This is a genomic window from Novosphingobium subterraneum, assembly GCF_000807925.1.
GTDB classification, from domain to species: domain Bacteria; phylum Pseudomonadota; class Alphaproteobacteria; order Sphingomonadales; family Sphingomonadaceae; genus Novosphingobium; species Novosphingobium subterraneum.
The window spans coordinates 376,756-400,152 of record NZ_JRVC01000001.1 but is presented as its reverse complement, the minus strand read 5'-3'; the positions used below and the strand labels follow the sequence as shown (position 1 = coordinate 400,152).

The following is a 23,397-nucleotide window of genomic DNA, read 5'->3' as shown; positions in this document are numbered from 1 at the left end:
TGGATCTCGGCCCGGGACAATTGCGCATTGGCGACCGCGACGCGGGCGCCGCGCTTGCCGCCTAGCTCGATCGGGATTGCAAAACCGACCGTGGTTTCCGCGCTGCGGACGCCCCGATACGGACCTGACCCGACGACGTTCTCAACCTGGCCTTGAACGACCGGGTTCGGCCGCAAGCCCGCAACGGTGCGACCCGCGCGCGCTGCCTCGACCGCAGCACTGGCTGCTTCCGTGGCGGGTGCGGATCCGCCAGCTGAACTGACTGCCTGTTCAAGCGTGTAAACTGGCGAATCTTGCGAAAAGGGTGCGATCGATCCGACCTGTGCATGGGCGATCGAAGCGCATGAGGCGGCGATTAAGAAAGTCACAAAAATCTTATGCATCGAGATGGCGCTCCGTCATAAAGACCGGCCTGCATGGGTGACCAATCGGCAAGTCGGACGATTGACCTTTGCCGGCGCGTCTTGTCTTTGGAGTGGGATATGCCCTGCGCAGAGGGAGAGACACGGAGTTAGCCGCAACAGTCCGGGTTGTGATTAGCCGGATAGTATCGGCAAGTGGGTGCTCGATTTCGCTACCGCTGATAAAGGGGGAGGCAGCCAGCGCTGGCGAGGCAGCGACCAGCATCGCCGCCCGGGTGGGGACGCACAAAAGCAATTGCATGGAAAACTCCTGAACACAGGTGCAAATGGCACACGGGCGCAATGGCCCGAGTGCACTGAGCGACTGGGTTCAGGCTGACGGCGGTTGAAGGGGAGGCGCTTGAGCGAACGAACTCAGAACGGCGTTACTCAAGGCTGAATGCGAGGTATCGCCGCCCAGTGGCAGACCAAAATCACTTGTCCCTTCGCTGGCAAGTCCGATGCTGCAATGATGATGAACCAGCCCATGACATGGGCCACCGTCATCGCTGGAACTATTCCGGTGCCCGTCCATGTTTGCATGATCAGCGTGAGCATCCAGCATCATGACGCTGTCGTACCCGCTCGCACTATGCGCTGCAGCCGGCGATTCAACGCCGCCAAAGGCAAGGCCGATAGCCAGCCATAACAGGAGGAACATAGCCCGCACGCTAATGACCTACTCGTACCGACCGTAAAAAGCAACCGTGAACGCCTAGGGTCATTTGCCTATCCCGTCTTGCAAGAGCTCAAGAAGATCAGGTGGAATTGGCATTGGCTGAAAGGCGCTCACAGTCGACCGCCCGGTATTTCCGATCGGCAACTTTCCCGTCAGCGCGCCGATCGGTGCAAGAAGCAGTCGGAAGATCTGGCCAAGTGCTTCGCTCCAATCGCGCTGCCGGATGGCGAGACTGAACATTGCGCCGTGAATGGCGAGATGGAGGCCCCAAAAGGGCTGCGCAATAATGTGCACCCGTTCAAGATGGCGCCAGGCAAGGCCATGATTTCCTAAAGCTTCAGCTGACCGATATGCCGCCATTTCGGCCGCAATTACCCGCCGCGCGCTTAGGCTTCTAGCCAGCTCCCGCCAGCGTCCCTGCCGGTGCCAATAAAAGATCTGCGCGAATGCCCAGATAAGCGGGGTCAACAAGCCGGCGGACACCTCAACCTCGTCGGTGTAATGTGTCCCCCCGCTCCGATACGGAGCAACCGTAATCCAATGGTCCCACCTTGTGATCAGGTGACTATAGCCGTCATCGCGCAGACGCTTCGGCCATTCGGTGCCGGCAGCTTCGTGCTGGGACGTCACGATCCACTGTGTCCCGAACGGAATAATGCCAAGGAGGCGGAGCTTGACCTCATAGCGCTCGCCAGGCCGAAACCTGTCGAACGCCGCGTCATCGACCGGGATGAAGCGCACCAGCGGCCAGGCGATATGCTGCAGCAGGCGCGCCGTCTGCACCTCGGCCCAGACTGTTTCCGGCTTGAGCGCGATATGTGTCGAACGGGAAACCTTCATGCCGCAACGCTCCGCAATTCACGCCGTGCCTGCTGGACAATCTGAATGCCGCCGCTGATCCCGAGCAGTGCCAAAATCGCTGCAACAATAAGGTCGGGCCAGGCTGTTCCGGTGCCGAACACGCCAAGTGCGGCCGCCATAACGGCGATATTGCCGATCGCGTCATTGCGCGAGCATATCCAGACCGAGCGCATGTTCGCGTCTCCAGTGCGAAAACGGTAGAGCATGATGGCGACACCGGTGTTGGCCGCCAGCGCGAGCGCGCCGATGATTCCCATCAGTTCAGGCTCGGGTGCAGCTCCGCCGAGCGCCGCCAGAACGGCTGTGATCACGACCCAACCACCCAGACCGATGAGGGCGAGCCCCTTGGCCAGCGCCGCCCGCGCGCGCCATGCCAGCGCCATCCCGGCGACCAGCAGGCTGATCGCATAATTGGTGGCATCCCCCAGAAAATCGAGTGCGTCCGCCTGCAACGCGCGGCTGTCCGCAGCGGCCCCTGCCGCCATTTCCACCGCGAACATGCCGGCGTTCACGCCGAGCGCGATCCACAAAGCCCTGCGCCAGCGCGGGTCGTTCAGAGTTGCCGTCGTTCCGCACGCGGCCTTGCAGCAATCATCAGCCATCTTTTTGCCTTCTCGACAATCTGCGAGTCGGCATTCTATCTACACCCTGTAGCAACTATAGGGTCAAGCCCGAAGGAGTGGCAGTGAAAATTGGCGAACTCGCGAGCGCCACGGCGACGAAGGTCGAGACGGTGCGCTATTATGAAAAGATCGGGTTGTTGCCGCCACCCGCCCGGACAAGTGCCAATTACCGTGCCTATGGCAATGATCATCTGGCGCGCCTGTCGTTCATCCGCCGCGCCCGCGATCTCGGTTTCACGCTCGAAGCCGTGCGCGAACTGCTCACGCTGTCGGATGACAAGGCCCAATCCTGCGATGCCGTTGACGGAATCGCGCGCGTCCACCTCACCGAAATCGACCGCAAGATCGCCGATCTGAGCGCACTGCGCGGCGAACTGGACCGGGTCATCGGATCCTGCCGTCACGGGACCGTGGCCGACTGCAAGATCATCGAGACCCTCGCCCCGCGCACGCTGACCGCAACGTGATCGAAGATCGCTGCTTTGGCGCCAACGCTTCGGCCTCGCGTGCATGGATCCACCAGACCGCGTTGACGATGCTGCGACACCCGGCAATGGTCTGCCCAGCCCCACTATCGCCACGGATCGAGCACTAACCATGCCAACCCTGCAAACCGGACTCATCTATGCGCTCGCCGCGCTGGCGGAGATCGCCGGTTGCTTCTCGTTCTGGGCATGGTTGCGGCTCGACAAATCTGCCTGGTGGGTTGCGCCGGGCATGGTGTCGCTCGCGATTTTTGCCTGGCTCCTCACGCTGGTCGATACATCCGCTGCGGGCCGCGCATTCGCAGCCTATGGCGGCGTCTACATCGCAGCGTCACTGATTTGGCTTTGGAGTGTCGAAGGCGCACGACCCGACCGCTGGGATGTCATTGGCGCGGCGATTTGTCTCGTCGGAGCAGGATTGATTCTGGTGGGTCCGGGACGATCAGCCTGATGGCTGCAATTGGGATGGTCACTCGAAAAGCATTTCGTGAACATCCCGAATGCCAATAAGTTAAAGGCTATAATGAATAGCTTTTACGAGGCTTGCTCGACTGTTAGGCATTCGCGCAAGAGCGGTCCAAAAGAAAGCGGGCGCCCAGTTGGTGACCGGACGCCCGCCCTTATGCCTTGGCTAGTCCCTTACGGGCAGCAGTCCATTGCAGCCTCGCAGCATGCGAGCACGAGGTCGCAGCAGGACATTGCGAGCGATGCGACCTGCTCCGGCGCGGCGGCAAAAGCAGCTGAGCTGGAACCGAGCAGCACTGCTGCCGTGATGATGTACTTCTTCATGATGTTTATCTCCGTTGAAATTGAATTCCGTCGATCAGCGGAGCATTCGGGGAGGCGGCGGTTCCGGCCCCCCGTTAGGCAGGGGCGGAAACTTTTCGAGAAGCGCTAGAAAATTGAGTGACGAAAGATCGCGCGGCTCTAGCGACGAAACGCGCGCTGCCGGAAGCGTCTGGCACAAGGCCAAGCAATAGCTCTGACACTGCCCGCGCTCATCATCCATGCATCCGCTGCAGTCGCCTGCGTCCGCGTTCATCTCTGCCATCGGCGCGCAACCGTTCGCTGCATAGGTCGCCTCTATGGGTAGCAGCGCGGCAAGAAATGCCGCGAGATAGAGAAAGAGGCGCTGTGTCACCGTTTGGTCCATACCACTGTGTTCGACGTGATCAAAGACATAGTTACACAGCCTCGCGCAAAGCTTAACGCAGCTTCGAGCAACGCAAGCTTCTTAGCGATATCAGAAGGCTTCTCGCCTTTTGTGAGCCCCGCAAGTCTCAGACTAGCACCCCGAAATGCAAAAAATCAGAGGGCTTCAGTGATGCGGATTTACGGCCCCCCAGGCTAGCCAAGGATGTTAGGTTGACGCCTGAGCGATCGACAGCTTCCTCGATCATTCACCTACAAACTAGATGAGCAAAATTTGGGCACAAAGCTGAAGTTAGGGGCTGTGGACGCCAATGGCACCAACCCAGCAAATTCAGCTACTCTCGTTAATCTCTGTGCTGGCCGAAGCCAGATAACTGACTGCATCCTGCAAGTAAGCGCACCCTACAGCACCACTCCGCTGCGTCTATTGCAGTGATGAACTCCGGTGCCGATGCAGTTCCAACGGCCGATCACATTTTCGGTCCACGTTCGTTCGACCATGATACGCGATGTGGTCGCAGCTTCGGTCCGCTCGATCAAGCTGAGTGGCAGATTTCGACAAAAACGGTCACTTTGATGTGTGGCGAGGAACGACCGGGTCTTGGGCGGCAGATGCTGTTGCGGTGCTTACCTCTCCAAATCCATACGACGCTTGCGCCAGCGGAGCCATCTCGATAACCTTAGTTGGCGGTTCCTAAGCCATGCCGAAAGGTGTGGTTATGAAAATCTACCTCAGCGCAGCGCTTGTCGCGCTAAATTCTCAAGCCGTCGCCCAAGAGGTCAAGCTTGAGGACTTCTCGAGCAGCACGCCCTCTGAATTCGCGCTCTTGGTGCCCGGAGTGGTTGTCAAAAGTCCCAACGCGCAGCTGCAAGCCAAGCAGCCCGTTCCCGAGACTGAAGCGACAGCGTTTGCGGAGGAGCAGGAGATCACCCCTGTCAGCCCCGCGCCCCCGTTGTTCTATATCCCGTCCTGGATGAGACGCGGAAGCTCCACCGTCATTCCCGTGCCGGTGAATGCATCGAGCCTCGCGCCAGGTCCCGATTGTCTCTCTGGAGGGTACTTCCCGCGCTATGACCTGTCCGAGATGGCACAATCGCGACGCCGTCTCTATTTCCGCCACGTCGCCGCAGCCGCTTGCGAAGCCGGCGTTCCCCTGCGGCTGTTTGACGCGCTCGTTGCTCATGAAAGCCGCTACCAGCCCTTTGCGCGTAGTCCTGCCGGGGCGATGGGCATGGCACAGCTGATGCCGGGGACCGCAAACTATCTTGGCGTTTCAGATCCTTGGGACCCTGTCGAAAACCTCCGCGGCGGAGCGCGTTACCTGCGTGAGCAGCTCGATCGCTATGGCTCGTGGCATCTTGCTTTGGCTGCGTACAATGCCGGTCCGGGCAACGTCGACAAGCATGGCGGAGTTCCGCCCTTTGCTGAAACGCGCAGCTATGTCCGCACCATACTTGCATCGCTCAGCGGAAGCTCTGCCCCGCCAGTCTCGCTTGCCCGGCGAGAAGCGGACAACCTCTTCAGGTCGGTCAGGCTTCTTGCGTTCGCTGGAGGGTCAGATGTCCCGGAAAACTGAAAAACCAATACTGGAGGCATAGTAGAGGCTGATCGCCAAGATCACAGGTGTGCCGGTGAGATAGTTGGCTTGCCAGCGCAGCCAAAGCTTCGGGAGCAACAATGCCTTGTCGAGCGTGCTTGTGCAGGCGGGAGCCCATCGGCCAGTTCGCCATTCATTCAGGGTCACGATTGTCGAAAGTGCGGTGCCGATCAGCGCCATGATGCCGACCGCAATATAGAGCGATGTCCAGGCAATGAGCGCTTCTTGCTTCACCAGCAGACTGGTCCCTGATCCTGGAGGCGATTGCTCCGCAAAGCGAGCTTGGCGGCGAACATGTCCCAAGCTGAGTGACCATATCATCAATAGATCAGCGGCGCTTCTACTAAGCGTGCGTGCTTGGCTGATGCAGCAGTTCGCTTGCTCAGCCGAATGGGCGGTCAAACAGCGCAGGGTCGTGCCGCCGTGCTTCCAGCGCTGTATGGTGCCTGGCTATAGCGCTCGAGGTGCGCTGCGCGATGCCGTGGCAAAGGGCTTCGCGGATCGGCTCAAAAGTCCCATCGCACGCGGCCATCTCCTCGCTGAGCTGAAGCGCGAGGGCAATGGCAAGGTGGGCAGAGGTTTCGCAGCACGGGTCTTCATAGGATTCCGGGCTGACAAAGCAGTGAACGGCGATCGCTGCTCTGACGGGATCGATGCCGAGCCTTTCGTTGATCCGGTTAAACTCGGCTGTCGACACACTGCCATCAGCGATGCGCTCGAACAGACCGCTGCGGTGGCTGCTCTTGATGATCCCCTCATCGACGAGCCTACGAAGACTGATCCCCTGCCGGTTCATCTGGTACTTGATCAAATCGGCGTACTCAGCTTGCAGCTTATGACAGCTCTTGCGCTCGTTTGGGTTCGCCCCCTGACCCATCCTTGTCTCCGTAAATTCTCCCTATGCAACTGCATGATGTGAATTCTAAAATGCGGCTTTGGCAAGAGAAATTTGGCGCAGACTGATGGCGAGGGCGCAGAAGATCACCGTCTCGCGCACGCCGCACTGGTCGCCTGTGACCTCTCCAAGGCGGGCTTTGAGGGTGTCAAATTCGGCATTCAGAGCGCCGCTTAATCTGAGATAGATCCTAACCCGCCCATCGCAGGGCCTGTGCCGGTTGAATGCGGCAAGCAATTCCTGATTGGAAAGGTCTGGAGCGCGGATCACATCTGTGATCACATCTCTAAGGCGCTGAAACTTCGACCGTTCTATTGTCAGCCATTTGATGGCGTCCGCAATGATCACAAAAGCATCCCGACTCACCAGCAGTTCGTGGACGACCTCTTTTCCGCTGGCCATTGCGTTTCCTCCCGCCATTGTTCGCTACTGATCGGGGCCCCTTGGCGTCGGTTCCTTATCGCCTCCCCGAGCAGCTGCAACGATTCGGACCGGTGGTATGAAAAACAGACCCACGTGGTCAGGGATTCAGGACCAGGGTGGCGTGTTGGTGATACCACGTGGTCCTGAATCCATGACCACGTGGTCCTAAAAATCGAGCCACCCGGTATCAAAAATCGGACCACCTGGCATCAAAAACGGTGATTCGCGGACTTCTCCGACTTCGCTCTACACAACAGTGATTGAGAAAACCTTTCGGCTGCGGCCCCCTTGGTGACGACGCACCACGTCATTTGGTCAACCAGAAGGGGAAGACAATGAAGGTCCACGATCTCAAGCAGGCAGGGGGGACGTTCGCCGTCGCCCTTGCTGTCGCTGCCGCCATGAGCGTCTTTGGTGTCGAAGCTGCCATGGCCGGTACCGATAACACTTTCAATACCGCGCTCACCCGCTTCACCGGATTCCTCGAGGGTTCGGGCGGTCGGATCGTCACCGTGCTTTCGCTCGCCGGCGGCATCGTTGCCATGGCCAGCGGGCGTTTCTCGCTCGGCCAGGTCGCGATCCCCGTCGGCGTCGGCGTGGGCGCTGGCACCGGCGTGCCGATCGTCACTTCCACGGTCACAGCGACGATCTGAGCGAGAGCACAGGTCATCGCGAACGGGGGGCGCTGCTCCATCACCGGCATGGGAATGGCAGCAAACCTTTCTGGCGGAGACGATCTTTGGACAAGTATTCCATCCCAAAGCATCTCGACGATCCCGAACTGATCGGGTTCTGGTCGCTTGATGAATTCCTCGTGCTGGTGATCCCGTTCACCTGGGGAATTCTGGCGCAGCATGTTGTCATAGGCCTGCTTCTGGCCGTTGCTGCATGGCTTGGGTACCGCAAACTCAAAGCTGGGCGCTCGATGTATTGGGTCCTGCATTTTGCCTATTGGCATTTGCCGGGTGAATTCTTCGGTCTGAAGGTCGCTCCGCCTTCCCACTTGCGTGTGATGGCGGGCTGACATGGAACTCTCATTCGCACACGAGGCGTCGCAGCGGACCCTCAAGCAGCGCAACATTCTGGCTCTGACTTGCATCATTCTCGGCGCCCTGGTGCTGGTGATGTTCGTCGCGGCAACGACGCGGGACCGGGAGGTTGTCCTTCAGCCGATCCTTCCCAGCGAAATGGTGCTGAGCTCAGCGGCGGTCAGCCCCGAATATCTCGAGGCGGTGACCCGCGACACGGCACAGCTTGCGCTCAATCGGTCACCTGAGAACCTGCAGTATTGGCTCGACGGGCTCATTGCGATTGCCGCGCCCGAGGCGCGCGGTCCGCTCAAGGCCAACCTTCTCAAAATCATCGATGAGCAACAGGACTCGCAGGTCACCCAGTTCATCACGATCGACTGGATCCGCACGGACCCCGAGAACCTGACCAGTCAGGTCGGCGGCGTGCTCCATACGATCGTCGGATCGCGCGACGTCCGCCGCGAACACAAGATCTTCGAATTCCATTGGCAGCACACCGGCGTCTCGCTCCGCCTCAAGGGCTTTGGCGTGGTCGTCAAGAAGGAGCAGGAACAATGAACCCGATTGTGCCTTCGTTGCTGATTGCGACCGGCAGCGTCCTCGCTTCCCGCATTGACTGCCAGCTCCTTCGCTTGTGCGGGGTCGTACTGGTCGGCGGCGCGCTCGCTCTGACCGCCGTTCCGGCTCTCGCCGACGAGCATATTCTGGCAGCCGACAATGGCGAGGTGCGCTGCCAGGCGTCGAAGTCGGACCTTACCCGGATTTCGCTGAAGGATGACCAGTTTGTCTCGGTCTCGCGTGTCCAGGCGGGTGTTCCGCAGGAAGACTTCTCAATCGTGCACGAGCCGACCCGCGGCGACATCTATCTTTCCGTTCCGGACGGCTATTCCAAGCGCAATATTTCGTTCTTCGGGACGACGCGCCGTGGCTTCGTCTACAAGTTCGACTGCGAGGTATCGGGCGAAGCGGCGCTGCAGGTCTTCGTCGCCAACGCCGATCTCGAAAACCCTCAGGGTGCGCCTCAGTCGCTCGAGGCCTCTGCAACGCTCGATGATCGTGCGGTCTCGCTCGTCCGGGCCATGTTCGAGCAGCGCCGCGTTGCGGGTTTCGAGATCAGCGATGCTGCCCGTGCCCCGGTCAATGTCGGCGATCTGAAGGTCCAGCTGGTCAGCGAATATCGCAGCCCGACCATGACCGGGAAGGTCCTGCGCATCGAGAACAATGGCTCTGAGCCGATGACGCTCAAGGAAGAGATCATCGCCGGAGACGGCGCCATCGCGGTCAGCATTTCCAATCCCAACCTCGCCAGCGGCCAGGCCACCGCCGCTTACGTCGTCGTACCGTCAGGAGGGTAAGTCAGATGGATTTCCTCAAGCGCAAACCCAAGGACCTCGATGCCAGCGAGGCTGAGGAACATGACACCCTCGATGCGAGTGGTGCCATTGCAGAGAACTCACTGGTCCAGAAGCGGCAGAAGATGCTGATGTTCGGTCTTGCCGGCGTGATCGCGGTGGCTGGGGCCATGTATGTCCTCGATACCGAGGAGACCATCGAAGAGGCGACGGAGAAGGGGGCCAAGACAACTGTCTCGACCGATGCACTTCTGAACCGGCAGCGCGTCGATCAGGAATGGGTCGCGATGTACGAGGGCGAGATGAACTCGACCGACGTGCGTCTCAAGGGCCTTGAGGCGCAGGGCGCGCAGTTCGCCCAGATGCAATCCGAGATCGAGGCGCTGCGCGGCGAAAATGCGGCCATGGCGCGCGATGGCCAGCGTGTCCTGGAAGCCTACGAGCGCGAGAACGAGCAACTGCGCCAGCAAGTCCAGAGGGGCAACGCGCGGCCGACAGCGCCAGGACCTGTCGCGGCGGCCCGCGAGATGGGCGTGCCGGCGTCACCAGAGGCCGGAGCGGCAGAAGCCCCGCCCGTTCGCCGCGGTAGCGACGTCCAGATGGTCTCGTTCACGTCAGCAAGCGGGACGGCATCGCGTATCGACCCGACAAAGTCGCCCGCCGTCTATACGGACTCGCCCAACTATCTGCCCCCGAATTCGATTGCCAAGGCAACGGTGGTGGTCGGCGTCGATGCCACGACGAATACGCGCAGCCAGAGCGATCCGCTCCCCGTCCTGCTCCGGATTACCGGGCCCGCGCGCTCGGTCTACGGGGATGGGAAGCTCCTCGCGACCCGGGTGCAGGGGTGCATGGTCAACGGCGCAGCCTACGGGGACCTCTCCTCGGAGAAGGTCTATGTGAAGCTCCAGCGCATGACTTGCGCGCAGCCGGGCGGCCGCTTTGCGGTATCGGAGGTCAAGGGGTTCATCGCGTTCGGCGGCAAAGTGGGCGTGCGCGGCCGCGTGGTTAGCCGCGAGGGCTCACTGACCACCCAGGCTTTTCTGGCAGGTCTCGTGAGCGGCGTCGGCAACGCGCTCAGTGAAGGGTTCAATCAGCCGATCATCGCGGGCGAGGGCCGACGGACCCCCGGCGCTGGCGAGATCGGGCTGCGTGCGCTCGGCGGCGGCGGACAGCAGGCCGGCACTACGGTCTCGGAATATCTCATCGAGCGCGCCGAGCAATATCAGCCGGTTGTCGAGATGCCCACCGGGGCGGCGGTCGAGGTCGTCTTCCTCGACGGCACCTTCATCAGAAACTGAGGGGACCACCATGGAGCGTAAATGGAAGACATGGCAGATCGCGGCAGCCGGAGGTCTGGCAGCCAGTGGCCTAGCCGCTATCGCGGCCGTTGCTCATGCCTCGGCAGCGAGTGACCCCGCTTCGATCCAGGCAGCGCTGACCAAGCGCCTGCCAAAGACTGAGATCACATCAATCGACTGCAAGTCCATCGACGGCGTCTGCGAGATTCAGGCCCGCCAGAACCTGTTCTACATCGACCATCGCGCGCGCTACCTGATTATCGGGCGCGTTTACGACATGGAGACCAAACAGGACCTCACGGCTGCCCGTCTCCTCCAGATGAACCCGGACATGCTTGTCGGCGGTGCCGGTGCAAGCGATGAGCCCGAGGCCAAGCCGCAGGCAGGCGCTACTGGTTCGCCGTCTGCAGCAGCCGATGCCCGGATTGATCCGGCAGCCCTTGCGACCTTGCCGAAGAACGGCAGCATCGTGATGGGCCGTGGAACCAGGACCATAACGGTCTTCAGCGACTTTCGCTGCGGCTACTGCAAGCGGCTTCACGAGACGCTGGGGACCCTCAATGTCAAGGTGATCGAGCGCCCGATCTCGGTGCTCGGCACAAGGCCAATCTCGGAGGCCGTGATCTGCGCACCCGACCGGCGCCGGGCAGTAACTCAGGCGTACGAGGGCGGGGCGGTCACATCTGCAGGATCCTGTGACACCAGCGGGCTCGATGCCAACGAGGCCTTCGCAAGACAGCACGGCTTCAGCGGGACGCCGGTCATCGTCCGCGAAGATGGCGCGGTTCTCCACGGCTACCGCCCGCGCGACTTCCTGCTCAGCTGGATCGAAGGAAAGGCATCATGATGCACAGAAATCTGCGTTCGCAAGCTGTCATGGTCGCTGCGGTCCTCGGGAGCCTGCTGTCGGGTTGCTCGACGCTTGGCACCAATGTCAGCGCGAACTTCCGCTGCAATGCGCCCGACGGCATCTGCGCCCCATCCTCCAAGATCGACGATACTGCGCTCGCCCGGATCGAAGAGACGAGTTCGTCCGACCTTCTCAATCCCGCCGGCCCCTATCGGATGGATGACGGGATCGATGCGCCTGTCCACGACACGCATCTGGCAAGTGCGGCGCCTGTGGCGCGCAGCGCCCCGCGCTATCAGCTCTCTGTGGTCTTCCCCGGCTTCACCGATGCCAGCGGCACGACGCATGCGCGCCGGGTCGTGAGCACCGAAGCACTGCTTCCCGGACGCGGGGACGCGATGGAACAGATTGCTCAGCGGGGTCCGAAGGTTGCGCGCAGTCGCGGTCTTCTCGCCGCAGCAGAAAGCGCTCCGCCTTTGCTCGCGCCATTGCCGGAGGGGAGCGACGCAAAGCCCGATCCTCGCAAGGGCGCGGGCGGGACTGAGGTCGCCACGGCCGACGCGAAGAATCCGATCGCCGAGATTCAGGCGGAGGTTGCCCAGCGGCTTTCTGCCAAGGGATCCCGCGCCCGGCCCAAGCCTGCCGCTTTCAGCGGCGTCGTGGAGTAAGGCGCGATGTTGGGCTCGCTCGTCGATCTCGTTGTGGGAGACAGCCGCAAGCCGGAGCGCAGCGCCCGCGCGCCTGATGTGCCGATGCTGTCGCATTTTCTCGGGTATCGCTCCTTCGACGAGGAGAAGCGCATCTTCCACCAGGTCCGTTCGAAAGGCTTCATTCTCGAGCTTGCACCGCTCGTGGGTGCGAATGACCGGGTCAGCGAGATCATCGGCACGATCTTCTCCGATATTCTTCAGCCCGGAACGCGCTTCAGCGTGACAAACTTCTCAAGTCCCAGGGTAGCCGAGATGCTGCAGGCCTGGGCGCTGCCCCGATTCACGGCTTCGGGCGTTTTCCGGACACTTGCGCGCCACCGCCTCGACAAGCTGCTCGCCGGTGCCTGGTCAACGCTCGCGAGCGATGGACCATTTTTCGTGCGCAATTTCCGTGTCGTGATGTCGGTGGGCATCGGGCAAGGGTCCAGTCTCACCAATGATGACCTCGTCACGATGCGCGACGGGATCATTTCGGCGCTGGAATCGATCAACGTTCCGGTCCGGCAGTTCGCGCCAGTCGATCTCATCCGCCTGTTCGACGAAATTCTCGCGCCATCGAATGGCGCAGGAGACGAGGTCCCGGACTACAACAGGTTCGATCCGATCAACGAACAATGTGTCCGGCGCGACCTGGTGACGCATGTCGAGAAGGACCGCCTTGTCCTCCATGCTCAATCGCTGCGGCCGACCGGCGCAGTCGCATCGGGTGTCCCCGAACTGAAGGACTTTGTGCCCGAGCGGTTCGACGTCCGTACCATGGCGGTGCGAGGATTCCCTGATCGCTGGGCACCCTGGGATACCCAGAAGATCATCGGCGACATCTTCAATCCCAAGCTCAGTCTTCCCTGCCCGGTGCTTCAGACGGTCTGCGGGATCATCCCGGGCCCGGAATCCTCGGAGGCAAGGGCAGGATACAAGTTCGCGCGAACGACATCGCTGGCCGATGGCAAGGGCGTCAAGCTCGTTCCCAAGTTGCGCACCGAGGCCGCCGAATGGCAGTTCGTGGCCGACAGGGTCAAGCAGGGCGAGAAGCTGGTCTCCTGCTACTATGCCGTCTCGATCATCGCGCCCAAGGGCCGGGGCGAGCCCTGCGAGCGCACGCTGAAAGCGCTCTACAAGGCCACGGGATGGGACCTGATCGACGAGACCCATATCCAGTTGCCCGCCTTTATGGCGCACTTCCCGCTGCTCCTCGCCGACGGGCTCGACCATGATCTGAAACGCATGAAGCGCCTGCGGACGATGCGCTCGGCCAATGTTGCAGCGATCGCGCCGATCCAGGGAGAGTATGTCGGGGGGAATATTCCGCATCTGCTGTTCATTGGCAGGCGCGGTCAACCGCAGTTCTGGTCGCCGTTCCAGAATACTGCCGGTAATCACAATGTTGCGATTGCAGGCAAGTCCGGTTCGGGCAAATCGGTTCTCCTCCAGGATCTGACAGCGAGCTTTGCAGGGGTTGGAGCCAAGACCATCGTGATCGACGATGGCCGCAGCTTCGAGCATATGGCCAAGGCTCTTGGCGGCACGTTCACCGAGTTCAAGCTGTCCTCGGGCATCTCGATCAACCCGTTCCGGATGATCGATGAGCATCTTGCGCGCGAGGACGATGACTATCTGGTCGACTGCCTCGCGATGCTCAAATCGATCATCGCCCAGATGGCGCGCAATGAGACCCGGCTGAACGACACCGAACGGGGGCTTATCGACCAGGCGGTCAACCTCGTCTGGGAGGAGCATGGCCGTGACGGGACTGTCGACCATGTTATCGCGGCGCTCGGGGAGGCCCAGCACCCTTGTGCTTATGATCTGGCTACCTCGCTCCTGCCGTTCGCGGCCAAGGGCACTTTCGGCCGCTTCTTTCTGGGCGATGCCAACCTTGACCTGTCCGCTGATCTGACGGTTTTCGAGCTCTCTGATCTTGCGACCCGCGAGGAGCTGCGCGGCGTTGTTCTCACGTCGATCATGTTCATCGCCTCGCAGGTCATGCGCCGGATGGACCGCGCGACGCCGAAGCCTTTGATCATCGATGAGGCCTGGCAGATGCTCAAGGGCGGTGCGATGGCCGACTTCGTCGAGACCTATTCGCGCACGTGCCGAAAGTACGGCGGGGCGCTGATCACGGCCACCCAGTCGATTCACGATTACTACAAGTCGGAAGGCTCGCGGGCCGCGCTCGAAAACTCTGACTGGTTCCTGATCCTCCAGCAAAAGGGCGAGACCATCTCGGACTTCCGCAACTCGGATCGCTTCGAGATGGACAACCTTACCGAGGCGCTGCTGCGCTCGCTGAAGCGCAATGGCACCGATTATTCGGATATCTTCATCCGCGGACCCGATACCGAAAGCATCGGACGGCTCGTCCTCGACCGCTATTCAGCAGCACTCTACTCATCGAGCCCCGACGTCTTCGCGCGCATCGAGGCAAACATCGAGCGCGGGATGGCGATGCACGACGCGATCGAGGCCGTCGCATTTCCCGAAGGCTACCAGCAGGCGGAGGCGGCGGAATGATCGCGTTGCCTCGTTCACGGCAGAGGGCGGATCTTGTCCAGCGCGGCCAGGACACGCTGTTTGTGGCCCTGCGCCTCGCAGGGTGGGGCGCGACGACCTTGCTCGCGGCGCTCGGCACGGGGCTGCTCGTGTTCGTTGCGCTGGGCAGTTTCACCTTTGCAGGGCTGATGCTGCAGCTCGGCAACCTGGCATCGCGGTTCGCAGCAGCGGGCCCTGCCAGACAGAGTGAATTCGAGGCCCTCGTGCTGGCCATCTTCGCGACTGTCGTGGCGCTCACCGCCTTTTTCCGCCGCGCGAGCCTTCGCGCTGCCCTTACCGTGCCTCTTGTTACTGGGGGAGAGGATCAATGAGAGATCTGTTTGATGAGCTGCCACCTGCCCACGAGGCTGTCTCGACAGCGGCGCGAAAACCGACCGGAACGCTCATGCAACGCCGTTTTGCCGGCATGTCGACGCGGGAACTGGTCTTGCTTGTAGCCGGCATCGCCATGTTCATCTGGGGCGCCTGGGTGACACGGAACATCGCAGCTTCGCCGGACTCGAGGCAGGAGTTCGTCCAGCTGCAGCTTCAGGGGATCATCGGCGAATATCTGCAGGCGCAGTCCCGTTCGAGCGCGGACGAAACGACGGCTGCACGCGAGACGGCTGTCTTCATGGCGGCGCTCGATGAAACTGTCGCCAGCCTCTCCAAGAGCGGCAAAGTCGTGCTGGTTCACGAGGCCATCGTTGGCGGCAATGTGCCGGACGTGACGCAAAGCGTGAAGGCTGCCGTTTATGCCAAGGTCCCGCGGCCGACGCCCGCTCAAGCGATGCAGGGCATGGGATCGGGCGTGAGACCAAAGGGCTCGGCAGCAAATGCGGCCCGCGTCGAATCCGAGATGCAGGCCTTCATGGCCGCGAATGGCGGAGGGCAGGGTGGTGGAGCGCGCTGATCCCAAGGGCCTTTCGCTCGTACAGAAGCTGGCGGTCATCGCCGTGCTGAGCTCCCTCGCGATGGGTTTCAGCGCGCTGGCCCGGTGGAGCGGAACGCACGCCCTCATGGTCAATGTTTCGGACTCGCTTCCAAACTGGGCCTTCCTGGTGGAGAGCGGCCGCTTCCCGAAGCGCGGCGACTACGTGATCTTTCATCCGGGCCATGACCGGGTGACGACCAAGTACTTTGGTACCAACCCGCCTCCTTTTGCGAAGATCGCGGTCGGTTTGCCGGGAGACGTCGTGACGCGGCGGGGCGCAGACGTTCTGGTCAATGGTCAGCAGGTTGCATCGCTGAAGCCTGTAACCAAGCGCGGCGACGCGCTCGAGGCAGGCCCTCTGGGCATAGTGCCAAAGGGCTGCATCTTTGCAGCGACCTCGCACAAGGACGGGTTCGACAGCCGCTACGCGCATATCGGCTTTGTCTGCCGCGACCGTCTGGTTGGCACCGGAAGGGCAATCCTGTGAGGGGCAAGCCTGTGAAGCGCGGAATCCTTCTTGCGCTGCTGGCGCCGTTCGCGATCGGTGCAGGCGTGCCCGCTCCGCCCACGCGCGTGGGCGTCGATCATGGACAAATGGGTCAGACCTGGCCCGTTATCGAGCCTGACCTCCTGGCGGTCATCAAGGCCCGTCTCGATACGGCGCAGGCGAGCGGCAAGATCGATGCGCTGAACCGCCAGTTTGCCGAGAAGGTCACGCAGCGGGTCAAGCAGCCGGTGGCTGTTGCCGGAATGAGCCCTGCGGGCGAGACCCGCAGCTGGGAGTTTGATCCTGCCATCGTGGTCGAGAACGACATTCGCGACGATCACGGCAATCTCATTGCTGTCGCAGGTCAGCGCGTCAATCCGCTGAGCTATACGGGTCTTTCGAAGAAGCTCGTCTTCATCAATGGCAACGATCCGGCAGAGCTCGCCTGGGCCATGCAGCGGGGAGGCGATGAAGCGGCCAAGATCATCTTCGTCAACGGCTCGCCGTTCACCCAGATGCAAACGCATCGCCGGCGCTTCTACTTCGACCAGGATGGGCGCCTGACAACGCATTTCGGTATCCGCCACACGCCCGCCGTGGTCGAGCGCAAGGGTGATCTGCTTCAGGTCACCGAGCATGTCATCCGCCGCAAGGGGCAGCCGACATGACCGGGTGGCGCGATCTTTTGCCGGTCCCGCTCGCTGCCCCCGAAACGCCGATGCTGCGCGGCGCCCGCATCCGAGTGATCATGGGCTGCGCAGTGCTCTCCGCAACAGTTCTCTTCTTTGGCGAGCTGCGCACGTTATCACGCCCTCTGGCGTTTCCCTGGCTGGGCGCCACCGTCACCTTTGTCATTGTTCAGGGCTGGCTCTGGCTGAAGGCGAAAAATGCAGCCGACGATGCGTGGCTCATGCAGGGCAGGGAGGACCAGGATGCTGGGTAGGCTTCTGACTCCCATCGTGGCTCTGCTGGTAGCAGCGCTGGCAACGCCGGCAGCGGCTCAAGGTCTTCCGACCGGGCCTGGCCGCTGCTCGGGCAGTTTCGTCAATCCTGTCACCGATGTGTGTTGGGGTTGCATGTTCCCGCTCTCGCTCGGCTCGCTCAAGATCTGGCCGTCCTCCCGGGCCGACACCAAGAATCCGGACCTCCCGATCTGTGCGTGCGGCACTCCTGTTCCGCGCATTGGCCTTGCGATGGGTTTCTGGGAGCCGGTGCGGCTCGTCGACGTCACGACAAAGCCGTGGTGTTTCCCCAATCTCGGCGGGATCAAACTCAATCCCGGTTTCTCGATCGGCAATGGCTATGCCTCCGACTCTTCACAGGTCGGTGGTCAGGCGCAGAACAGCGCGAAGTACCACGTCCATTACTACATCTACCCGCTGCTCTACTGGCTGGAGGTGGTAACGGACTTTCTGTGCCTCGAGGCAAGCTCCTTCGATGTGGCCTATCTGAGCGAGATCGATCCGCTTTGGCAGGACGATGAGCTGACCACGCTGCTCAATCCCGAGGCGGCCCTGTTCACCTCGCCGTTGGCTCAAGCTGCCTGCTCGGCCGATTGCATTTCGGCGAGCACAAAGTTGCCGATGGATGAGCTGTTCTGGTGCTCTGGCTGTCAGGGTCCGATGTACCCGATGAACGGCAACATCGGCGCGAACGTTGGCATGAAGCAATCTGCCCGGCTCGCGGCCGAGCGGATGATCTACAAGATGCACCGGCAGGGTCTGGCCTGGGGCACCAGCGGTCCGAAGGCGCTGTGCTCCAAGTATCTCATGCCGATCCTCAAGAAGAGCCAGTACCGCCTGCAGCAGGTGAACCCAACCGCAATGGTGAGCGGACGCGAGGCCTGTTCGCCCATCGGCGCCACAACGCTCTTGCCCAAGGCGGGTCAGGTCTACCCTGTGAAGGGTGAAGACGTGGGCTTCCTTGTCTGGCGCAAGCGCAACTGCTGCGTCCTTTAGCCGGGAGAGGGATAGTGAACCGCACGCTCGCTTTCTGTCTTACAGGTGTCGGTCTTGCAGGCTTTGCGGTGACGGTCTTCGCCCAGACCGTTGAAGGTATCGATATTCAGGCTATCGAGGCGCGCGGGCACGCAGCGCAGGCCGATGCGCAAGAACTGTTCGATTTCGCCACCGCGAGGAGCGAAGCGCATCGCAGTGAGGCGCAAGGTGTCGTCGATGCAGCCAAGGCTTCCGTGCAGGATCTCGATGTATCGGACATGGGCGGGGTCAAGGGCCCCATAGATTTCGACGCGATCGTAACCGGCGCAAAGGCCGGCAATGTTCAGCCCAAGGGCGCGCCGCTCTTCATCGCCTTTGCCAGCCTGTCGATGCCGGAGGACGCGCTCGCCGGGCTTATTGCGGACACGACCAAGGCTGGGGGCGTCGTGGTTTTCCGCGGCTTTTCCTCCGGCAATCCCCAAGCCTTCATCACGGGTATCCGCAAGGTTGTGGACCAGGCGGGGGCCACCAACGTCGCGATCGACCCGCGGCTGTTCCGCTCGCTCCGTGTCGACCGGGTGCCGACCTTCGTGGCGCTCTCGACGGATTTTGAGCCTTGCGACCAGCTTGACTGCGTAACCGCGCCGCCACCCCACGACCGGATCGCGGGCAATGTGAGCGTGGCCTATGTGCTCGAAACCTTTGCTGACGCCAACGGCCCGGGCGCACCGGTGTCTCGGGTCGCGCTCGCGAACATGAGGACGGCGCGGTGAACCCGGTGCGGCTTTCATTTGCTTGTCTTGCGTTGCTTGCGTCCGGGCACCTTGCTCATGCCCAGATGACATCTGGCGATGCGCGCGCCGATGGCGAGGCCATGGCCCGCAGCCTGCGCGATGGCACGAACTCGGCTATTCTGAGCGCCGGCAGTGAAGCAAGTGTGCCCGGTTTTGGCGGGACGGACATTCCAGCACGGCGCTATGTCGATGACCCCAAGGGGTTGACGACGGCCGGCGAAGCACAGCGCTACCAGGAGCAATACCGGACGGTCGTTGATCCGCGCCGCAAGGTCGTCGATCCTGCGACGATCGATTTGTCGTCTGCCTCGGCAATTGAGGGCGATCCCGATCGTTACCTCGGGGCGGGAGCTGGGATCGGAGGGGAAGCCAACACCTGTTCGCCGCTTCCCCCGGGCGGCGATGGCGCAATGACCTATCTTGAAAGCTGCAACAGCGGGTCCCAGCCCTTTGACGCACCACGGACTTGCAATGCCGCGCTTAGCGTTCAGACCGAAGGGCGGCGCTCCTGGGAATATGCTTGTGAAACCGAGGAGTTTGCCGAGCGATCCGACATGTGCCCGATGCTTGCCAATGCGCAGGGTTCGGGTTCCTGCACCCTCGAGAGGAGCGTGCGCGTCGGTCAGCGGTGTCTGCAGTGGGTAGCAGAAGATAATGGCCGCAAATGGTGTTCGGAGCCTGGAGAGCCGATCTACCGCCAGGTCTGGCAATGCCCTTCAAGGCTCAGCGGCGTGCCGGGCGGAGTCGAGCGAAACACTGCTCGGATCGTCGGCGAAACGATAGACGAAGCTGCTTGCCGGAGTGCCACCAATGGCGCCACCTGCACCCTTGCCAGCGAGGTCTGCACGGCCCCTGACGAGACGCGGGTGATCAATGGTCTTTCGGTTACGCGAAGCTGTTGGGAGTGGCAGCGCACCTATCAGTGCCAGGGTGTGGCACCGGCCAATGACTGCGCCGCGTTGGAAGCACGCTCTGATTGCAAGTTCAGTCATGATGAATGCCTGAGCTTCGAGCCCGATGGCGTGACCTGCAATGTCCACGACCGCTGGTACCAGTGCACCCTTCCCCAAACGGGCACCTCCGCTTCAGCCGCCTATGTCTGCGCGGGCGACCTCTACTGCATCGACGGCGAATGTACGCAGGTGACGCGCGAGGCGTCCACCGAGTTCAAGGACGCGATGGTCGCCATGAACGTGATGGGGAACCTGCGCGATGGCTTCGATCCGGACCAGTTGAAGATCTTCAGCGGCGAGCATCTGCGTTGCACCCGGAAGATTTTTGGCCTCTCGAACTGCTGTAGCGGGAAGGGCGTTCCGCTCCTGACACCGTTCCTGTGCGACCGCGAGGACCGCGAGGTCGACAAGCGCGATGATGCTGGCCTCTGCCACTTTGTCGGCACTTATTGTTCAGCGCGCGTCCTCGGCGTCTGCGTAACCCGCAAGCAGTCCTACTGCTGCTACGGAAGCAAGCTGGTCCGCATCCTCAATCAGCAGGGGAAGGCCCAGCTCGGCATGCAGTGGGGCACCCCGAAGCAACCTGACTGCGACGGCTTCCTGATCGCACAATTCCAGCAGCTCGATCTCAGCCGCATGGACTTCCGAGAGGTCTACGCCGAGTTCGTCGACGCGGCAAAGCTGCCCAGTGAGATCGAGATGTCGATCCAGATTCAGCAGAAAATCGAGAGCTACTATACTCGTCATGGAGGGACCGGATCATGACCGGTGCAACGGTCCTGCCATTCGGGAGAGAACGACCCTTCCCATCTGCTGAGGTTCTCGATCTGGCGGTTGCGGTTGCGATCGGTCGCGATCTCGCGCGGACCGAGGCCGATCTTCTTGCGCGGATCGAAGACTGGTTCCTGCATCCGGCGACACGCAGCGAGGTCGCGAGTTCGGTTGCGCGCCTTCTCGACAAGGATTGGGCGCGCCGTTCGGGCACAGATGACTGCGGCCTGTGCCTGACAGAAGCCGGCGTCGCGGCCACGACCACTCTTTCGGGGGGAATGATCCGCATGATCGACCGCGGCCGTGGTCTCTTCAAAACCGCCTTCCTCCTCCAGATGCTCGACCTCGGGAAAGGACAATGCCCATGAATAAGCCTGTTTTCCTTGCCCTGAGCGCATTCGGCGTGGCGCTCGGTGCTCCTTTGGTGGCGCAGAGCGCATCCCCCGCCCCGCGCGATGCGTTCTATTGCGATGAGCGCAAGCTTGGCACCTGGTTCTACTGCAATTCGGAAGAGGCCAAACGAAAGGCGCGGGAGCGAAGCCAACAGCAGCCGACCCAGAGCCCGCCTGCGGTTGACCGCATGGCGGCAATTACCCGCCAGCTCGACGAGCTCAAGGCGCGCGCGATCCTCGAGCCGACCTCGGAGAACATCGTCAACTACATCCGCTTCCAGCGCGAGCAACTCGATCGTGCGTCGACCTTCGCCGACGTCTGGAGCCGTGCAATCTGGCAAAACCCCGAGCTCGATTACACGCTTGAGCGTCCAGTCTCGACCCTCGCCAAGCAGACCTGGCTGACTGATCGCCGCCAGCAGCGCGAGGGATCGATGGCAGCGCTCACTCAGCGTTACGGCGTGTTCTACTTCTACTCCTCGTCATGCTCGGCCTGCCGGACATTCTCGCCAGTCATGCGGGCCCTGTCCGATAGTTACGGCCTCGAGGTTCTGGCGGTGTCGATGGACGGCGGCCCCAACGAGGCGTTTCCCAACTTCGTGGTCGATAGCGGACAATACCAGCGCATGGGGCTGCAGGGCGGGACCGTTCCTGCCCTCGTCCTGTTCGACACCCAGACGAAGCAGCCCATTCCGATCGGCTATGGCGTGATGGCGGCCGACGAGGTCATGCAGCGCATCTTCTACCTCACCAAGATCGAACCAGGGAGCGACTACTGATGGCACGCACCTCCACGCCAAATTCGGCGACCCGGCTGCTCGCTCCTGTCCTGAGGCGAGCGGGCATTGCCCTGTCAGCGCTGGCAGTTGCCACCATGGCCGCCGGCCCCGTGCATGCCAATGTGGGGTCTGAGCTCAACAGCTTCTTCAATGACATGGGCGCGGCTGCGAACGCCACCGGGCCGGTTGCCTACCAGGGCCAGTCTGCGGGCTACTATTCAGGCGGCAATATCTGGACCCGCTTTCCGCAAAGGAGCGTCAACCCGGTCAATCTCCAGCTGCCCTCGGTCAAGGCTGGCTGCGGCGGGATCGATGTGTTTTCCGGATCCTTCTCGTTCATCAACTCGGACGAGATCGTGGCGATGCTCAAAGCGACAGCCAACAATGCGCTGGGGTTTGCCTTCCAGCTCGCGATCAAGTCGATCAGTCCGCAGATCTCGGCCACGATTGAGGAAATGGCGCAGAAGGCGCAGCAGATGAACCAGTTCAACATGAACAGCTGCGAGACCGCACAGAACCTCGTCGGCGGCCTGTGGGGCAAGTCCGATCGCATGTCGTCGGAGATCTGCAAGTCGATCGGGAACAGCCAGGGCCTGTTCTCCGACTGGGCCAAGGGGCGGCATGAATGCGGGACGGGTGGGCAGCGCGAGGCGACCCTGAAGGCGAACAAGGATCCCACCATTCCCGCGGCAAGCTACAACTTCACGTGGGAGATGCTGAAGCAGAGCTACCCCAGTTTCTCGGTGAACTTCCGCGAATACCTGATGACCTTTGTCGGCACCGTAATCTTCTATCAGGACGGCGATGCCAGCGGCAAGCGCGGCTACCAGTTCGTCGGGCAGGGAGACCGGGCACTGCTGACCGCCCTGCTGGATGGCGGGGGCTCGGTCACGATGCTGAAGTGTGACACGAGCGACAAGTGCCTCAATCCCACCACGCAGAGCATGTCTGTTTCTGCCTCGCAGGCCCTGAAGCCGCGTGTGAGGGCGATGATCGAGAGCATGAACGGCAAGGTGCGCAGCAATGCGGCTCTCACGCCTGACGAGATTGGTCTTCTGGGGGCCACCACCATCCCGCTCTACAAGATCATCTCGGTCAACGCGGCCGCAACGCTTGGCGGCATGACAGCCAATGACATGAACGATCTTGCCGAGATCGTCGCGATGGACCTCCTCGATGCGCTGGCACAGCAGTATTACGGCTATGCCTCGCGCGGCGTCGGCTCCTTCCAGAATGCCAATGAGGAAGCACTGTCACAGTGGCGCGCGCAGATCGTCTCGGTCCGTCAGGTGCTCGACACATATTCCCAAGGGATGAACCTCCGCCTCGAACGGACCCAGCATGTCGTTCAGCGGGCTGTTTTCCTCGAGGGCACGTTGCGTAACAACCTTTCGCCCCAGATGTCGGCTGCGCTGCGATTCAGCACATCCCTCTCAAATCAGGGCCTGCAATAGGCCCGG

At 61.7% G+C, this 23,397-nt stretch carries 29 protein-coding genes and 1 pseudogene; 22 read left to right on the top strand and 8 right to left on the bottom strand.

Annotation, left to right across the window (positions count from 1 at the left end; all coding sequences use genetic code 11):
• The 4 genes and pseudogenes from NJ75_RS01925 to NJ75_RS01905 form a co-directional block, all read right to left on the bottom strand.
• Window positions 1–383 (bottom strand): annotated as a pseudogene (locus NJ75_RS01925) (TolC family protein); the annotation flags it as partial.
• Between the two features lie 408 nt (window positions 384–791).
• Complete coding sequence (locus tag NJ75_RS24235; RefSeq protein WP_156135677.1) at window positions 792–959, bottom strand: hypothetical protein; 168 nt, start codon at window positions 957–959, stop codon at window positions 792–794.
• A 163-nt stretch (window positions 960–1,122) separates the two neighbouring features.
• Entirely contained in the window at window positions 1,123–1,920 is a 798-nt protein-coding gene (locus NJ75_RS23665; protein WP_082013220.1) for a DUF3703 domain-containing protein, read from the bottom strand.
• Complete coding sequence (locus NJ75_RS01905) at window positions 1,917–2,543, bottom strand: cation transporter (RefSeq protein WP_039330829.1); 627 nt, start codon at window positions 2,541–2,543, stop codon at window positions 1,917–1,919. The genes NJ75_RS23665 and NJ75_RS01905 overlap by 4 nt, the downstream gene beginning before the upstream one ends.
• 83 nt (window positions 2,544–2,626) lie before the next feature.
• On the opposite strand from NJ75_RS01905, the gene NJ75_RS01900 reads away from it, so the two are divergent.
• Window positions 2,627–3,031 carry a MerR family transcriptional regulator gene (locus NJ75_RS01900; protein ID WP_052241857.1) on the top strand — a complete coding sequence of 135 codons (405 nt, stop codon included), beginning with the start codon at window positions 2,627–2,629 and terminating at the stop codon, window positions 3,029–3,031.
• 130 nt (window positions 3,032–3,161) lie between these two features.
• Entirely contained in the window at window positions 3,162–3,500 is a 339-nt protein-coding gene (locus tag NJ75_RS01895; RefSeq protein WP_039330825.1) for a YnfA family protein, read from the top strand.
• A gap of 188 nt (window positions 3,501–3,688) precedes the next feature.
• Here NJ75_RS01895 and NJ75_RS24230 read toward each other — a convergent pair whose 3' ends face one another.
• Window positions 3,689–3,838, bottom strand: coding sequence for a hypothetical protein (locus tag NJ75_RS24230; protein WP_156135676.1), 150 nt, complete (start codon window positions 3,836–3,838; stop codon window positions 3,689–3,691).
• Window positions 3,839–4,920: 1,082 nt separating this feature from the next.
• Here NJ75_RS24230 and NJ75_RS23195 point away from each other — a divergent pair.
• A complete protein-coding gene (locus tag NJ75_RS23195; protein WP_052241851.1) occupies window positions 4,921–5,778 on the top strand; it encodes a lytic transglycosylase domain-containing protein in 858 nt (285 codons plus the stop codon).
• Here the strand turns inward: NJ75_RS23195 and NJ75_RS01880 are convergent.
• The 3 genes from NJ75_RS01880 to NJ75_RS01870 form a co-directional block, all read right to left on the bottom strand.
• The gene (locus tag NJ75_RS01880; RefSeq protein ID WP_039330821.1) at window positions 5,758–6,033 is read right to left on the bottom strand and encodes a hypothetical protein; all 276 of its coding nucleotides are present in this window, start codon (window positions 6,031–6,033) and stop codon (window positions 5,758–5,760) included. The genes NJ75_RS23195 and NJ75_RS01880 overlap by 21 nt on opposite strands.
• A gap of 148 nt (window positions 6,034–6,181) precedes the next feature.
• Window positions 6,182–6,676, bottom strand: coding sequence for a hypothetical protein (locus tag NJ75_RS01875; protein WP_039330819.1), 495 nt, complete (start codon window positions 6,674–6,676; stop codon window positions 6,182–6,184).
• A 45-nt stretch (window positions 6,677–6,721) separates the two neighbouring features.
• A complete protein-coding gene (locus NJ75_RS01870) occupies window positions 6,722–7,096 on the bottom strand; it encodes a hypothetical protein (protein ID WP_022678018.1) in 375 nt (124 codons plus the stop codon).
• Between the two features lie 422 nt (window positions 7,097–7,518).
• Between NJ75_RS01870 and NJ75_RS01865 the strand changes: the two genes are divergently transcribed.
• From NJ75_RS01865 to NJ75_RS01775, 19 genes are all read left to right on the top strand, one after another.
• Window positions 7,519–7,770, top strand: a complete 252-nt coding sequence (locus NJ75_RS01865; RefSeq protein ID WP_407668280.1) for a hypothetical protein — start codon at window positions 7,519–7,521, stop codon at window positions 7,768–7,770.
• Between the two features lie 86 nt (window positions 7,771–7,856).
• Window positions 7,857–8,141, top strand: a complete 285-nt coding sequence (gene traL, locus NJ75_RS01860; RefSeq protein WP_039330815.1) for a type IV conjugative transfer system protein TraL — start codon at window positions 7,857–7,859, stop codon at window positions 8,139–8,141.
• Between the two features lies 1 nt (window position 8,142).
• Entirely contained in the window at window positions 8,143–8,706 is a 564-nt protein-coding gene (locus NJ75_RS01855; RefSeq protein ID WP_039330813.1) for a type IV conjugative transfer system protein TraE, read from the top strand.
• Entirely contained in the window at window positions 8,703–9,503 is an 801-nt protein-coding gene (locus NJ75_RS01850; protein ID WP_039330811.1) for a type-F conjugative transfer system secretin TraK, read from the top strand. The genes NJ75_RS01855 and NJ75_RS01850 overlap by 4 nt, the downstream gene beginning before the upstream one ends.
• Before the next feature lie 5 nt (window positions 9,504–9,508).
• Window positions 9,509–10,801: a TraB/VirB10 family protein gene (locus tag NJ75_RS01845; RefSeq protein WP_039330809.1), complete on the top strand. Its 1,293-nt coding sequence runs from the start codon at window positions 9,509–9,511 to the stop codon at window positions 10,799–10,801.
• Window positions 10,802–10,811: 10 nt separating this feature from the next.
• Window positions 10,812–11,648 (top strand): DsbC family protein, encoded by an 837-nt coding sequence (locus NJ75_RS01840; RefSeq protein WP_052241849.1) that lies wholly within the window; start codon window positions 10,812–10,814, stop codon window positions 11,646–11,648.
• On the top strand, window positions 11,645–12,319 hold the full coding sequence (locus NJ75_RS23190; RefSeq protein ID WP_052241847.1) for a hypothetical protein: 675 nt from the start codon (window positions 11,645–11,647) through the stop codon (window positions 12,317–12,319). The genes NJ75_RS01840 and NJ75_RS23190 overlap by 4 nt, the downstream gene beginning before the upstream one ends.
• Window positions 12,320–12,325: 6 nt before the next feature.
• Window positions 12,326–14,872, top strand: a complete 2,547-nt coding sequence (gene traC, locus NJ75_RS01830) for a type IV secretion system protein TraC (RefSeq protein WP_039330807.1) — start codon at window positions 12,326–12,328, stop codon at window positions 14,870–14,872.
• Window positions 14,869–15,222 carry a hypothetical protein gene (locus NJ75_RS23185; protein ID WP_022678009.1) on the top strand — a complete coding sequence of 118 codons (354 nt, stop codon included), beginning with the start codon at window positions 14,869–14,871 and terminating at the stop codon, window positions 15,220–15,222. Before traC ends, NJ75_RS23185 begins: the two co-directional genes overlap by 4 nt.
• Complete coding sequence (locus tag NJ75_RS23180; RefSeq protein ID WP_052241845.1) at window positions 15,219–15,803, top strand: TrbI F-type domain-containing protein; 585 nt, start codon at window positions 15,219–15,221, stop codon at window positions 15,801–15,803. The genes NJ75_RS23185 and NJ75_RS23180 overlap by 4 nt, the downstream gene beginning before the upstream one ends.
• Window positions 15,790–16,311: a S26 family signal peptidase gene (locus NJ75_RS01815; RefSeq protein ID WP_236727033.1), complete on the top strand. Its 522-nt coding sequence runs from the start codon at window positions 15,790–15,792 to the stop codon at window positions 16,309–16,311. The genes NJ75_RS23180 and NJ75_RS01815 overlap by 14 nt, the downstream gene beginning before the upstream one ends.
• Window positions 16,312–16,322: 11 nt before the next feature.
• Window positions 16,323–16,979: a type-F conjugative transfer system protein TraW gene (traW, locus tag NJ75_RS01810; RefSeq protein WP_052241838.1), complete on the top strand. Its 657-nt coding sequence runs from the start codon at window positions 16,323–16,325 to the stop codon at window positions 16,977–16,979.
• Window positions 16,976–17,254 carry a hypothetical protein gene (locus NJ75_RS01805; RefSeq protein ID WP_039330803.1) on the top strand — a complete coding sequence of 93 codons (279 nt, stop codon included), beginning with the start codon at window positions 16,976–16,978 and terminating at the stop codon, window positions 17,252–17,254. Before traW ends, NJ75_RS01805 begins: the two co-directional genes overlap by 4 nt.
• Window positions 17,244–18,269, top strand: a complete 1,026-nt coding sequence (gene traU, locus NJ75_RS01800; protein WP_039330801.1) for a conjugal transfer pilus assembly protein TraU — start codon at window positions 17,244–17,246, stop codon at window positions 18,267–18,269. The genes NJ75_RS01805 and traU overlap by 11 nt, the downstream gene beginning before the upstream one ends.
• Window positions 18,270–18,283: 14 nt before the next feature.
• A complete protein-coding gene (gene trbC / locus NJ75_RS01795) occupies window positions 18,284–19,021 on the top strand; it encodes a type-F conjugative transfer system pilin assembly protein TrbC (RefSeq protein WP_039330799.1) in 738 nt (245 codons plus the stop codon).
• A 65-nt stretch (window positions 19,022–19,086) separates the two neighbouring features.
• Window positions 19,087–20,760: a conjugal transfer protein TraN gene (locus tag NJ75_RS01790; protein ID WP_052241836.1), complete on the top strand. Its 1,674-nt coding sequence runs from the start codon at window positions 19,087–19,089 to the stop codon at window positions 20,758–20,760.
• Complete coding sequence (locus NJ75_RS01785; RefSeq protein WP_039330795.1) at window positions 20,757–21,134, top strand: hypothetical protein; 378 nt, start codon at window positions 20,757–20,759, stop codon at window positions 21,132–21,134. Before NJ75_RS01790 ends, NJ75_RS01785 begins: the two co-directional genes overlap by 4 nt.
• Window positions 21,131–21,937: a conjugal transfer protein TraF gene (traF, locus tag NJ75_RS01780; RefSeq protein ID WP_039330942.1), complete on the top strand. Its 807-nt coding sequence runs from the start codon at window positions 21,131–21,133 to the stop codon at window positions 21,935–21,937. The genes NJ75_RS01785 and traF overlap by 4 nt, the downstream gene beginning before the upstream one ends.
• Window positions 21,937–23,391, top strand: a complete 1,455-nt coding sequence (locus NJ75_RS01775; protein WP_052241834.1) for a conjugal transfer protein TraH — start codon at window positions 21,937–21,939, stop codon at window positions 23,389–23,391. Before traF ends, NJ75_RS01775 begins: the two co-directional genes overlap by 1 nt.
• Window positions 23,392–23,397 lie beyond the last annotated feature (6 nt).